Below are 13230 nucleotides of genomic sequence, written 5' to 3'. Positions count from 1 at the left end.
CAGGCGCTGCGGCGCCACCCGGGGCAGCAGCACGGCGCGGGAGGGACGCGGGATCCGGCTGATCACCGAGCCGATCAGGGTGCCGATCGACACCCCGAAGACCGCCGACACGGCCGTCAGCACCGACTGCGCGCCGTTCCCGACCTCGATCTGCGCGGTGTGCAGGAGGCCGAAGGAGCCCGGTACCACGATCCAGAACGCCGGGAGGTAGAGCACCTGCCAGAGCGGACCGCCCGGCAGCCAGTGCACCAGGGTGGCCGCGGCCGCGGCGGTGACCGCGCCGGCCAGGCCGCCGACCGCCGCGCCGTGCGCCGACCCCACCACCACCTGGACCGTGACGCTGACCGCGATCACCACGACGATCCACGGGACGGCCGAGGGCGGGGTGTTCACGCTGACCACCACGCCCGCCACCGCGAGCGCCAGCCCCAGCGCGATCACCCACCAGCTCGGCCTGGCGACCTGCACGTCGGCCAGCGCGGCGGCCGGCACGCCGGCCGCCGTCGCGGCCGCGGCCACCCCGGCGAGGAACAGCGCCAGCTGCACCGCACCGGACACCAGCCGGGCCGTACCCGCGCTGGCCGCACCCGCGGCGATCTCCGACAGCCCGGTGACGAGCAGTCCGCCCGGCAGCAGGATCGCCAGCGTGGCCACGATGGTCCGCAGCGGGCCCTCCAGCAGCCCGGCCCGGGCGAGCGAGAGGACCAGCAGCGCGACCAGGAAACCGGCGGTGACGGGCAGCAGTGGCCGCAGGTACGGCAGCCGCCGGGCGAGCACGGTCAGCCCCACGACGATCAGCGAGCCGACCCCGGCCGCCAGCACGTTCGCCGCCACCGGCTGGAGGAAGAGACAGACCCCCACCCCGACCGGCAGCGCCCCGAGGTCCGACACCCACGCGGGCCGGCGGGCCGGCGCCCGCCGGATCCCGTCCAGCTCGGCGAGCGCCCGGGGCCCGTCGAGCTCGCCCGCCCGCAGCCGGTGCACCAGGTGGAGGACGTCGGCTGTCTGCTCGAACCGCAGCGCGGTGCCGACCGGCTGGAACCGGGTGGCGTCGTCCGGCCCCAACGCGACGAAGAGCCCGTTGGTCAGGGCGGCGACCCGCACGTCCGGCGCCCCCAACGCCCGCCCCAGCCAGTGGAGTTCCTCTTCGACGTCATGGACGGGCAGGCCGCCGCCCAGCAGGGCTTCGCCCAGTTCGAGCAGCAGACGGCGGAGCGGGTCGGGCGGGGCGTCGGTGCCCCGGACCGGGGGAGACTTGCTTGGCATGGCAGGTATCGTCCCATCCCGCCCGAATCGGTCCGGCTGTGCCCCGGTCTGTTCGGTTTACCGCCGTTCCCGGCCGAGCCGGCGGCGGAGGCCGGCCCGGGACACGAGCGCGCGCCCCGCCCCGGTATCCGCCCCCGGGCAGTAGCATCGCTTTCAACCTCTTTGGGATGCTTTCCGGTGAATCGGCGACGGCCCGACCGTGCGCAGGAGGACCGCCCGCCGGCGTTGGGGGAGATGTGACCGTCGTCGCCGCCGTAGCCCGCTCCACCCGGGTCCGGCCGCTGACCGCCGCCGAGCTGCTGGCGGAGGCGGTCGCCCGGGCCGGGCTCTGGGAGCTCCTCGCCGAGCGGGCCCACGGCGATCCGGAGGCGGTCCCGGTGCTGTTGACCCCGGGCACCTCCGCGTACGGCGATCCGGCGACCGCGGTCAGCGCCGCCCTGGTCGAGCACCTGATCGACCTCCTGCACGACCGCGGCTACCGCGAGGTCACCGTCGGCGCCGCCCGCTGCGGCCCCGACACCTGGCTGGCCGGCCCCGGACTCCTCCAGGCCTGCCGCCGGCTCGGCTACGGCGGGCGCACCCCGCAGGGCAACGCCTACCGCGTCGTGGACCTGTCCGAGGAGGTCGGGCCGGCCGAATTCCCCGACTCCGCCGTCCTGCACGGCAGCGGCATGGCCCGCAGCTGGCTGGACGCGGGCTTCCGGATCAACATCGCCAAGAACAGCACCCACCCGGAGTTCGGCTACGCCCTGTGCCTGGCCAACCTGTTCGGCGTGCTCCCGCAGGACGACAAGCACCACCACTACCGCGCCCGCCGCGACGGCGCCGAGGTCATCCTGGACCTGCTGCGCTCCTACCCGCCGGACTTCCACCTCATCGACGCCGTGGTGAGCAGCCACGGCTGCGCCGGATCGCAGGTCGGCCGGCCGCTGCGGACGGACACGGTGATCGCCGCGCCCGACGGCGTCCTGGCGGACCTGGTCGGCGCCCTGCTCATGGGCGTCGACCCCGTCTCCTCGCCGCTCAACGCCCGGGTGCTCAGCGACCGCGGCCTGCCGGACGCCTACCGGATCGACGGCGACCTGACGCCCTACCCGGGCTGGCGCAACCCGCCGAGATCCCTGGTCGAGGCGGTGCGCCGGCTCGCCCCGGACGGACGGGCCCACCGGCTGTTCAGCGTCGCCGCCTGGCACGTCGCCCCGGGCACGGAGGTCACCGACCCGGCGCTCGCCCGCCTCTCCCGCCTCCTCACCTCGCTGATCCGCGCCGCGGACACCAACCCGGCCGCCGCCGCCACCCTGTGCGCGATGGTCGGCGCGGCGGCCTCGGCCTCCTCCACCGTCCGCGCCTGGCGGACCGGCAACGCCAAGGACGGCCTGCGGCGCCGGGACGTCTCCCTCGCGGTCGACCCCGACGCCTACACCCACGAGGACTTCGACCGGATCACCGACCTCCTCCGGCCGCTGGAGACGGTGATCGACGCGCTGCCCGCGGACGCCTGGCAGATGCGGTGGCAGCACGTCGGCCACTCGATCCTGTTCGGCTGCGAGCGCACCGTCAACGCGCCCTACCGGGAGTTCGTCCGGCGGGTCGACATCAGCCGGTCCATCAGCTACATGACCGACTACCTCGGCGGACGGGTCCACGTGGTGACCCGCGACGACCAGGGCCGGCCCACCCGCCAGATCGAACGCAACCTGTACCTGGCACAGCCGAACTACCTGGCGTACCACGGCGGCCCGCCCATCGACGTCTGCAAGCTGGAGTCGGTGGACTACCGCGAACACCGGCAGCGGATCTCCTGGCGCACGGTCCGCAGCCCGAACGGCTCCGCCGAGTACGACGACGGCTCGGTGACCTTCCTCCCCGCGGCCGACGGCGGCCGCACCCGGATCGTGATCCGGGTGCGCCAGCGGTTCACCCTCCCGCTGACCTGGCAGGTGATCCGCCCCGACACCCGGCCCAAACTCAGGGACCCGCTCGTCCAGGACTCCTACCAGCGCTTCTTCACCCGCACCCTCGACAACTTCGAGGCCCAGTACGAGGGACGCCCCTACCGGATCGGCCGGCCCTGGGAGGAGTTCGACGACCTGGAGGCGGCCGAGCTGCCCACCCAGCGGCTCACCGAGGCCGCCCGGATGGTGCGGACCGTCGCCTCCCAGGCCCTGACCGTGCCGACACCGCCGGGACGCCTGGGACCGGACGGCTTCTGGCACGTCTCGCCCGGCGACATCCCCACCCGCTCCCCCCTGCTGGACGAGTTCCGCGAGTCGCTGCGCCCGGCCGTGGCCGGCTTCTGGCAGGGGCTGCGCGAGGCCGCGGCCCGGGACCGGCGGTCGAGGAGGGCCCCGTGAGGGCGTGCGTCACCGGCGCCAGCGGGCTCGTCGGGTCCCACGTGGTGCGCGCGCTGCGCGCCGCCGGCCACGAGGCGCGGGCACTGGTGCGCCGCAGCAGCGATCTCCGGCAGCTGCACGGCCTGGACGTGCCCCTGGTCAACGCCGACCTGCGCGACCCGCTCAGCCTGCGGCCCGCGTTCGAGGGCTGCGACACGGTGTTCCACTGCGCCGCCGTGTTCGCCTACTGGGACACCAGCCGCGAGGAACTGGCCCGGGCCAACGTGGAGGGTACCTGCGAGGTGCTGCGGGCGGCGGCGGAGGCCGGGGTCCGGCGGGTCGTGGTGACCTCCTCCTCCATCACCTGCGGCTCGTCGGGCGGACCGGTGGCCCGGGACGAGGCGTGGACGCCCGGGGAGGAGTACCTGCCGGACTACTTCGTCACCAAGCTGGACCAGGAGCGGACGGCGTTCGCCCTGGGCGCCGAACTCGGCCTGGAGGTGGTGGCGGCCTGCCCGACCATCGTGGTCGGCGGGCCCGACTGGCGCCTGGTGCCCAGCAACGCGCTGATCACCCGGTACCTGGCCGACTCGCTGCGCACCACCTACCCGGGCGGCTGCAACATCGTCTCCGTCCGGGACGTCGCGGCGGGCCACGTGCTGCTCGCCGAGCGCGGCCTGCCCGGGGAGCGCTACCTGCTCGGCGGCGAGAACTGGGCCTGGCGGACCATCCACCAGACCGTCTCCGAACTGTGCGGCACCCGCGGACCGTGGGCCACCGCCAGCCACACCGGCGCGTACCTGGCGGCGACGCTGGGGGAGATCCGCGCCGTGCTGACCGCCCGGGCCCCGGCGACCACCCGGGCGGAGGCCCGGACGATGGGACGCTTCTACTGGTACCGGCACGACAAGGCCGCCGACCTCGGCTACCGGCCGAGGCCCGCGCGGCAGGCGCTGGTCGAGGCGCTCGGCTGGCTGGTGACCAGCCCGCACCTGTCGGACCGGGTCAGGTCCGGGCTGCGGCCGCACCCGGAGGTGACGGGCGCACGGGAACTGCTTCCCCGTCCGCTGGAGGAGGGGGGACCGGCCGCGGGCTGAGCGTCACTGCTTCGAGTTCCTGGCGCCGGAGGGCGTGGCGGCGGTGTCGGCGCCGTTCGTGTCGCCGCTCGTGTCGCCTCCGGTCGGTGCGTCGCCCTCCGGGGCGGGGGCGGTGTCGCCTCCCCGCGCGGTCGTGCGGAGTCGGTCGCGCAGGCGTTGTTCGTGTTCCCAGGTGACCTCCGCGACCCGCTGGCAGTAGTCCATGCCGAGCCCGCTCAGTTCCTGGGCGAACCTCAGGTCCTCGTCCGCGACGAACTTCCAGAACTCGCTGGTGACCTCCCCCCAGGCGAGCCTGCCGGTGGCCAGCCCGGCCGTCAGCTCCGCCCAGTCGCCCCACATCGTGGTCTGCAGTTGGGCGATGTTGGCCGCGGTGGACCGGAGGTTCTCCCAGCCCGCCTGGAGTTCTTCGTTCAGCTGCTCGGGGGTCTCGGGGCTCATGAGCACTCCTCGGTTCGGGTTTCTCAGTTCGGGTTTCCGGCATCGGCCGGCCGGGGGCTCAGCAGCGTGCTGTGGTGGAACCCCAGGCGGGGGTCGGTCCAGACGGGCAGGTCGGGGACGTGGGTGCGCAGCTCCGGCATCGCCACCCGCAGCCGTACGGTGTTGGCCGGGTAGTCGTACACGGTGATCGTGTTGAGCCCCCGGTTGGCGGTGAACAGCAGGGACTGGTCGGCGGAGAGCTGGCAGGCGTAGACGCCGTCGACGAGCGTGCCGCGGGTGACCCGCAGGGCGCCGACGAAGTGCTTGCTGCTTCGGCCGGGCGAGCCCCGGGTGAAGGCGTCGGTGACCTGCCGCGCCGCCTGCCGGGCGGAGCGCAACTGCGCGGCCAGGCGCGGGCGTTCGTCGATCACCCGGTACGAGGCGAAGTCGGCGAGGTCGATCATGACGATGGTGCCGCTGCCGCCGTTGCAGTAGATCAGCTCGCGGTCGGAGACGCAGACGTCCGAGTTGATGTGCGCGGGGAAGCTCTGCCCGCACGCCCAGTGCCGCAGGATCTGCCCGGTCTCGGCGTCGATCTCGTAGACGTACTCCTTGAAGTAGGCCATGGCCCACTCGTGCCAGTCCCGGCCCTCCTGCGGCAGAACACGGAAGGAGAGCGCGTAGAACCGCTCGTCGCCCGGGTGGCAGGCCACGTGCCAGCAGGTCGTCGGCAGCCGCACCCGCCGGGCGGTGCGCTTCTCCAGGTCGAAGATGCCCACTTCGGCGGCCTCGCCCCGGCCCGGGTGGTCCATGCCGCCGTAGACGAGGTACCGGCCGGAGGCGGTGCGCTTCATGGCGTGCGGCAGCTTGAGCAGGTGGTCGCCGATGCGCTCGGCCTCGGTGGGGCGGTCGAGGTCCATCAGCCACAGGCCGTCACCGATCGCGGTGACGCCGTGGGTGCCGTCCAGCCACACCATGTGGGTGCTGCTCTTGATGGCCGCGTCGGGGGGCTCGAAGCGCAGGGTGGAGACGCGTTCGCTCTCGTCCAGGGACTGCACGTCGTAGAACAGGAGTTGCTGCCCGGCGTTGCCGAGGAACCCGAACCTGCGGTCGGGGGTGATGCTGACGGCGTGGCCGCCCGAGACGCCGTCGTAGTACCGCACCCGGTAGGCGTACTCGCCACTGTCCGGGTTGTAGCGGAAGACGCAGACGCCGGCCGCGCCCTCCAGACCGTTCATGCCGTTCCCGTCCAGGGCGATGTGGAAGGCGTAGGGGTAGGTTCCCATCGTGTCGTGGCCTCCACTGATCATCGTATGAGGGGCACGGTTTGATCGCATGCGATGCGCACTGATTGTGACACGGTGAGTACGTACAGGGTCGCCTTGCGACGTGCGTGTGCGATCCAGGTGTGCAAGCCCGACGAGGGGTTCTGTCATCGAGTCGTGACGTTGGGTGATCGCCCTCCGTTGGTCTCGCGGAGAATCCTCGGAGAAAGGTGGATTGATCTCGATGATGCCTGCGCAGCCGACCGCCACGCTGACGCCTGAAGCGCCGGTCGCCACAGCCCCTGCGAAAACAGTGGCCTTTGCGCAGGAAAGTGTTCCCATGGGTCCTGCCAATGAGCCACACAAAAGGACGGAAAGGTGCACGTCGCTGGTGGGACCCGGCCGCTCCCCGCGGATTGCGCGCTCTGGGCCATCGTCCCGTAGCCCTGCAGGGCCACCGGCGTCTCGCTGCGCAGCGCCTGCACGCGGCGATCGGGGTGTCGCCCTCAGGCCCACCGCGCCACCTTCCGCGGCCGGGCCGCCGCCCCGAGCGGGGCCTGACCGGCCGTCGACCCGGTTCCGCGCTCCGGCTCCGTCGCTGGTCAGGGCCCTGGCGGAGCGGAAAACCAGGTGCGGACGGGCCGGTTCGCACTCGTATACTCGTGCGAGCTCTGGAGGAGGAGGTGCGGCAGTGAAGCTTGCCGAGGCACTGGCAGAACGCGCGGAGGCGACGCGCCGTACGGAACAGCTGCGGGCGCGCATCGTCAGCAGTGCGCGGCACCAGGAGGGGGAGACGCCCGCCGAGGACGCGGCCCAGCTGTTGGCCGAGGTCGGCGAGGTGCTGGACGCCCTGGAAACGTTGATCCGGCGGATCAACCGGACCAACGCCACCGTGGAGATGGGTCCGGACGGCACCCTCACCGATGCCCTGGCCCGCCGGGACGTCCTGCGGCTGCGCCACTCCGTGGTCACCGCGGCGGCGGACGCGGCGGCGGGGACGGGTGACCGGGGATACGGTCGGCAGCTCCGGTCCGAGCTGATGATGCTCTCCGCGCTCCCGGTCGCCGAACTGCGCGGTCAGGCGGATGCGCTCGCGCGGGAGATCCGCGAGGTCGATGTGCGGATCCAGCGCACGAACTGGGAGGCCGATCTGCTGGACTGACAGTCCGGCAGGTTCGGACGATGTGGAGCAGGTAGCAGCTTCGGAGGCGTGCACACACCGAGGGCCGGCGGTATTCCGGCCCACTCCTGGCGCGTGAAGAGCAACGCGGGGTTCGACTCCCCATCAACAGTGCAGCTCAGCACCGCGTACAGGTAACCGTGCACAGCACACAGCACATCACCACGTGCAGGTCCGAGGCGGCGAGGGCGGGTTCGGGGCATTCCACATCGCAGCTCCGCGCAGGAAGTCGGCTGGGCCGACGTCCTGCGCGGAGCGTCGGCCCGGCTCAGGCGTGGAGCGTGACGTTGGGCAGCGGGCGGCCTTCGGCGTCGAACAACGCGGCCCCGCAGTCGCAGTGCTCGTCGGCCAGGGTCTCGGTCGGGGGCAGCTCCCACACCAGCATCTGCGAGCAGTCCGGGCAGTTCAGGCTGACCAGGGTCTCCTCGGGCTCCGAGCCCCAGGCCCGCACCGGGAGGCCCTCGTGCAGCAACCCGGCCGGCTCGCGCCCACCGGTCAGCGCGACCAGCAGTTCGTAGGTGTCGGTGCCGTTCTCCCACACCAGGAGCGTGCGGCCGAGGTCCGCCAGCACGGCGGCGAGGTGATCGAGCTGACGGACCGGGACGTCACCGCGGCGCAGCGTCGGGTCGTCCTCGGCCGCCCGGTGGACGACCTCCGTGCCGATGCCCGCCGGTTCTGCCCCGAAGGCCCGTACCCGGCCGGCCACGAATGCCGCCAGCTGCCCCGGGTGGTCCTCGCCGGTCCAGTCCATCGTGAACATCACCCGGTCGACCCGGACGCCCCGCGCCCGCTCGTCGGGGGTCAGGACCAGCGCTTCCAGTTCTTCCGACTCTTCCAGCTCCGTCACGGCGATCACGCTATCAACTGGACGGGCGGCGCGGCCCGATGCCATCGATCCGGCGTCGGAGAGCCGAGCGGACCCGGGGCCGGTACGCGGACGGGCACCGGCTGCCGGACCGGGTCCCCGCGCGGTGAGCCGTGACGACCTGCGAGGACGTACCGACGATCATGCCGCTACGGTTCCTCCGTGACTTCTCCCGCCTGGACCGATGACGAGATCGTCGCCGGCCTCCACGAGTTCGCCGAGGCCCGCGGTCTTCCCCTGCCCGCGCCGACGAAGGCCGCCGACGAGTTCGAGGCCCTCACCGGATTTCCGATGGCGCCGCTGCTGCGGAGGATCTACTGCGAGGTCGCCGACGGCGGCTTCGGGCCGTACGGCGGCGTCGTCTCGCTCACCGAGTCGAAGCGGCGGTTCAGCCACGAAGGGTCCCTGGCGCGTGTCTACCGGAAATGGGCCTCCGAGCCGGGCTTTCCGCCTAGCGTGGTGCCGTTGGTGACCCTCGGCGGTGTCATCTGGTGGTGCCTCGACCTCAGCACTCCGCAGGGCGCCATGTGGGGCATGGACGAGAACGCCTGCGACCACCACTACGTGTCCCCGCAGGACGTCACCCTGGCGGAATGGCTCACGGACTGGCTCCTCGGGAACGACACCTTCCCGACGATTCCCCCGGTTCCCGACTGCCCTGACTGCTGACGGGCGGCCGGCCCGGCTCCTCGGGCCGCAGCTGGACCGGCCTCCACTCGATCGCCAACGTCTCTCGCTCTTACGGGAGTTCCATCCTTCCGGTGACCAGTGGCGGTGAGGTCCGACCGCGTCGCCGGGTGGTCGCCGGAGACCAGTTCGGCCGCCCGCAGCGGATCGTCGTCCGCGCGTGCGAGCAGTGCTCCGACGTCGTGGCCCGGTGCGTCGTAGCCGGGTGGCGGGGGCCGTGCCCGCCGCCGTAGCGTGCGGGTTCGGGACGACGTCGGACGGCGGGGGAGACGACGTGGCAGGGCAGGACGCGCGGTTCGCCGCCTACGCTCCGGACCCGGCCGAGCGGCCCGCTCCGGTGACCGCGGTGGTGGCGGAGGCGACCGGGGACGATGTGCCGGGGCTGGCCGCGATCCAGGCCCGGGCGCGCGGTGGTTCGGCGGGCGACTGGGCGGACCGCATCCGGCGGGCGCTGCGTGCTGGGCGCAGCCTGGTGATCACCGCGAAGGTGTCCGGTGAAGCCGTCGGGTACGCGAGTGCGGCGTTCCTGCCCGAGCACGCCGGGGACGGCGCCCCGGCCGGCCACTACCTGACCGGTGTCACGGTGGATCCCGACTGGCGGCGTCGTGGAATCGCGAGGCTGCTGACCCGGCGGCGGATGGAATGGGCGTGGGAAGGAGGGTCGGCCGTCTGGTGCTTCATCTCCGCCAGGAACCGCGCCTCGCTCGACCTGCACCGGGAACTCGGCTTCGAGCAGGTGGAGGTGGGTGCCTCCTTCCAGGGCATCGATTTCGCCGGTGGCGAGGGCTGGCTCCTGCGAGCGGACTCGCCGCGACCGTGACGGGGTGCCACCTCGTGCGAGCCGCGCTCACCCGTGTCGGCGGCGGCCCGCCGCCTGACGCAGCACCAGGCGTGGATCGAAAGTGTCCGATGAGGATGGCGGAGAGCCACTCGCTGATCCAGAATGACGGAATGGTCACGCTTGAGACTCCCCGGTTGATCCTGCGTCGCTGGCGCGAGGCGGACGTCGCGCCCATGGCTGCCGTCAATGCCGATCCCGAGGTGATGCGGTGGATCCGGGACGGCAGCGTCCGTGACGAGCAGCAGACCCGCGCCGGGATCCGGGCGTGGGAGGGCGAGTGGGAGTCGCGGGGCTTCGGCCTGTTCGCCGTGGAGGTCCGTTCCACCGGCGAGCTGGCCGGGTTCACCGGGCTTTCGGTGCCCGCATTCCTGCCGGAGGTGCTGCCGGCGGTCGAGGTCGGCTGGCGGCTGGGACGTTCCCACTGGGGGCGGGGCTTGGCCACGGAGGCGGCCGTGGCCGCTGTCCGGTTCGGGTTCGAGGAGCGGGGGCTGGAGCGGATCGTCAGCATCGCCCAGGTGGGCAACGACGCCTCCGAACGGATCATGACCAAACTGGGGATGCATCCGGCCCGTGAGACCGTCAACCCCACCAGCGGGCGGCGGGTCCGGGTGTTCGAGCTGTCGTCGGAGCAGTACGCCGCGGCCACTCGCTGACGGTCCGGGCGCTCCTCCGGGCGATCTTTCAGGCCCAGCGTCGTCGGTTTCTTGACATTGCGTACTCCCTCAGGAGCGGTCGGCCCACCACGGTGGACGACAAGGCAGACTCCTCCCGGGGTGACCGGCGGAGACGGATTCCACCGGTGCACCGGCATCGACGACGGCGGCACGCCGACCGATCGGTACCTGTGCCGACCAGCCGCCCGGGGTCCGCCCCGGGCCGAGCCCATCGCGATGTCGATGGTGCGCGAGACAACTGGCCCCCCGCGACTGCGGGGGGATGACGACTTGTGGGGGAACCGATGGAACGACGTACGCTGCTGCGCGGACTCGTGGGAGTGCCGCTCGGCGCGATGACGCTGATCTCCGGAACCGGGCGTTCCTGGGCGGGCGAGCCGATCGGAACGATCGAGGTCAAGCCGCCGGCGCCGAACGTGGAGTGGACCCGCCGCTGGGACGGGTGGGGCACCACGCTGGGCTGGTGGGCGAACCGGATCGGGCCCCGGGACGACCTGGCCGACCTGCTGTTCACCCGCGACACCGTCCCGTTCCTCGGGCACCAGCTGCCGGGCCTGGGCATGAACATCGTCCGGTACTGTGCCGGCGGGTCCGGGAGCAACACCATCGGCTCCCGGAAGATGGCGTCCTCGCTGGACGGGTTCAAGAAGATCGAGGGCTTCCAGCTCGACTGGAACTCCGACGATCCGTCCTCGTCGAGCTTCGACTGGAGCCTGGACGCCAAGCAGCGGGGCGTGCTCCAGCAGGCGAAGGCCCGGGGCGTGGACACCTTCGAGCTCTTCGCCAACTCGCCGATGTGGTGGATGCTCAAGAACGACGACCCGGAGGGCGCCGCCGACGGCCTCTGCAACCTCCAGGACGGCAACTTCGACCGCCACGCGGCCTACCTGGCGACGGTGGCACGGTATGCGCACGACCACTGGGGCATCGACTTCGCCTCGGTCCAGCCGTTCAACGAGCCAGGCCTGAACTGGGGCAACAAGGCGGTGATGGACACCACCCAGGAAGGCTGCTTCTACACCCACGCCCAGCAGGCCGACCTCATCCGGCGGACCCGCGCCCAGCTGAACGTCCGGGGCCTGACGGGGACGCTGGTGGCGGGCCTCGACGAGAACGGCACCGCGCTGGCCCGCAACACCTGGACGAGCCCGGAGTTCGACGCCGTGACCAAGGCGGCCGTCGGCCGGGTCAACGTCCACGGTTACGACGAACTCGGCGGTGACCGGGTCGGGTTGTACGACGCGGTGTCCGCCGACGGCAAGCGGATCTGGAACTCCGAGTACGGCGACGGGTGGGCGCACGGCCTGGCCCTCGCCGAGAACCTGCACGCCGACCTGCGCCTGCTCCACCCTTCGGCCTGGGTGGCCTGGCAGATCCTCGACTGGCACGGCTTCGGCGCGATCGACTTCACCGACGGGGCGCTGGTCGGGGTCAACCCCAAGTACTGGGTGCTCGCCCAGTACATGCGGCACATCCGCCCGGGGATGACGATCATGGACACCGGCCACAACAACGCGGTCGCGGCCTACGACGCCGTCAACCACAAGCTGGTCGTGGTCGCCTACCTCCTCGAGGACGCGCAGTGGCTCACGTTCGACCTGTCGGCGTTCTCGCAGCCGGGCGTCCACGGTGCCGCGGTCAAGCGCTGGGTCACCGGCGTCGGCGCCGGTGACGGCCAGCGCTACCAGTACTACGCGGACACCGTGATGAACGGCGGGCGGTTCTGGTCCGACTGCGGTGCCTACAGCGTCCAGACCTTCGAGGTCTCCGACGTCCACCTGTAGCCGCTCGCGTCCCCGGCCGGGCCCACCCCGGCCGGGGACGTCCGTCGGCCCGGTCGAACTCCCGGACCGGATCGAGGAAGTGTCCCGCATCCGGTCTCCTGGAACACCCTTCAGTGGTCGCTGATTTCCTCGGCGAGGATCTCCACCTCCTCGCCCGGGCCGGTGATCGTCAGCCGGTGCAGCACGCAGCGGTTGGCGTGGTGATGCAGGAGATGACGAGCCTCGGGCGGCACGAGGACGGCTTCGCCGGGTTGCAGGTCGGTCCGCAGGACGAGTGACGTCAACCAGCAGAACTGGCCGCGCAGCTCTTCGAGGCTCACGGTCGAACACTGTCCCGAGCAGTCCCGACAAGGCCGGACTTCAGAAGCGGGGTCGGGCTTCCCGGACTGCTCGGGGTCCAGCTGTTTCGGAGCGTTGACGTGCGCGGGAAGTCGACGGGCTCGACTTCCCGCGCGGGGCGGAGGGGGGTTATGCCGGGTGCTCGTGGGCGATGGCCCGGAGGACGTCGGCGAGCCACGTCAGGTGGTGGCTCAGCGCGCGGTCCGGGTCGGCGACTACGTCCCGCAGGTGCTGCCAGGATTCCGAGAGCTGTCCGATGGTGAGGTCGTCCGGCTCCCGGGTGACGTCGTAGAGGTCGTTCGGGGGGATGGACCAGAAGTAGTCGTTGTCCAGGGCGACGGCATCGCCCGCCGCAGCGGCTTCCATATGACGGAGTACGACGTCGAACGAGCTGCGCAGCTCGGCCAAGGACACGGACAGGGGTTCATCAGCCATGATCACCATCATGGGGGACCGGTGGGGGTGAGCAGGAAGTCGGCGGG

General features: G+C 72.1%; 13 protein-coding genes. 7 read left to right on the top strand and 6 right to left on the bottom strand.

The genetic code is table 11. From position 1 onward, the window contains the following. Positions 1–1266: threonine/serine exporter family protein (locus ACIQOV_RS07030; RefSeq protein ID WP_401045807.1), on the bottom strand; the 1266-nt coding region annotated here is incomplete at its 3' end. 236 nt (positions 1267–1502) lie between these two features. On the opposite strand from ACIQOV_RS07030, the gene ACIQOV_RS07025 reads away from it, so the two are divergent. Continuing rightward, positions 1503–3620, top strand: a complete 2118-nt coding sequence (locus ACIQOV_RS07025) for a DUF362 domain-containing protein (RefSeq protein ID WP_401045804.1) — start codon at positions 1503–1505, stop codon at positions 3618–3620. Further along, positions 3617–4696, top strand: a complete 1080-nt coding sequence (locus ACIQOV_RS07020; RefSeq protein WP_401045802.1) for an NAD-dependent epimerase/dehydratase family protein — start codon at positions 3617–3619, stop codon at positions 4694–4696. The genes ACIQOV_RS07025 and ACIQOV_RS07020 overlap by 4 nt, the downstream gene beginning before the upstream one ends. A gap of 3 nt (positions 4697–4699) precedes the next feature. Here the strand turns inward: ACIQOV_RS07020 and ACIQOV_RS07015 are convergent, their stop codons facing one another. Then, positions 4700–5134, bottom strand: coding sequence for a hypothetical protein (locus tag ACIQOV_RS07015; RefSeq protein WP_401045799.1), 435 nt, complete (start codon positions 5132–5134; stop codon positions 4700–4702). Positions 5135–5157: 23 nt separating this feature from the next. Beyond that, positions 5158–6399, bottom strand: coding sequence for a hypothetical protein (locus ACIQOV_RS07010; RefSeq protein ID WP_401045796.1), 1242 nt, complete (start codon positions 6397–6399; stop codon positions 5158–5160). Positions 6400–7069: 670 nt separating this feature from the next. On the opposite strand from ACIQOV_RS07010, the gene ACIQOV_RS07005 reads away from it, so the two are divergent. After that, positions 7070–7540 carry a DIP1984 family protein gene (locus ACIQOV_RS07005; protein ID WP_401045793.1) on the top strand — a complete coding sequence of 157 codons (471 nt, stop codon included), beginning with the start codon at positions 7070–7072 and terminating at the stop codon, positions 7538–7540. A gap of 286 nt (positions 7541–7826) precedes the next feature. On the opposite strand, the gene ACIQOV_RS07000 is transcribed toward ACIQOV_RS07005, so the two are convergent. Beyond that, positions 7827–8405 (bottom strand): hypothetical protein, encoded by a 579-nt coding sequence (locus ACIQOV_RS07000; protein ID WP_401045791.1) that lies wholly within the window; start codon positions 8403–8405, stop codon positions 7827–7829. 180 nt (positions 8406–8585) lie between these two features. On the opposite strand from ACIQOV_RS07000, the gene ACIQOV_RS06995 reads away from it, so the two are divergent. The 4 genes from ACIQOV_RS06995 (at position 8586) to ACIQOV_RS06980 (ending at position 12409) form a co-directional block, all read left to right on the top strand. Further along, complete coding sequence (locus ACIQOV_RS06995) at positions 8586–9092, top strand: hypothetical protein (protein WP_401045788.1); 507 nt, start codon at positions 8586–8588, stop codon at positions 9090–9092. Positions 9093–9384: 292 nt separating this feature from the next. Then, entirely contained in the window at positions 9385–9930 is a 546-nt protein-coding gene (locus ACIQOV_RS06990) for a GNAT family N-acetyltransferase (protein ID WP_401045786.1), read from the top strand. Between the two features lie 131 nt (positions 9931–10061). Further along, a complete protein-coding gene (locus ACIQOV_RS06985) occupies positions 10062–10604 on the top strand; it encodes a GNAT family N-acetyltransferase (RefSeq protein WP_401045810.1) in 543 nt (180 codons plus the stop codon). 305 nt (positions 10605–10909) lie between these two features. Beyond that, complete coding sequence (locus ACIQOV_RS06980; RefSeq protein WP_401045783.1) at positions 10910–12409, top strand: glycoside hydrolase; 1500 nt, start codon at positions 10910–10912, stop codon at positions 12407–12409. A 110-nt stretch (positions 12410–12519) separates the two neighbouring features. On the opposite strand, the gene ACIQOV_RS06975 is transcribed toward ACIQOV_RS06980, so the two are convergent. Next, on the bottom strand, positions 12520–12729 hold the full coding sequence (locus ACIQOV_RS06975) for a hypothetical protein (protein WP_401045781.1): 210 nt from the start codon (positions 12727–12729) through the stop codon (positions 12520–12522). 148 nt (positions 12730–12877) lie between these two features. Then, entirely contained in the window at positions 12878–13183 is a 306-nt protein-coding gene (locus ACIQOV_RS06970; protein ID WP_401045779.1) for a hypothetical protein, read from the bottom strand. Positions 13184–13230 lie beyond the last annotated feature (47 nt).

The sequence above is a fragment of the Kitasatospora sp. NPDC091257 genome, assembly GCF_044757675.1.
Taxonomy (GTDB): domain Bacteria; phylum Actinomycetota; class Actinomycetes; order Streptomycetales; family Streptomycetaceae; genus Kitasatospora; species Kitasatospora lactacystinica.
This window is presented reverse-complemented; position numbering and strand designations above follow the sequence as displayed.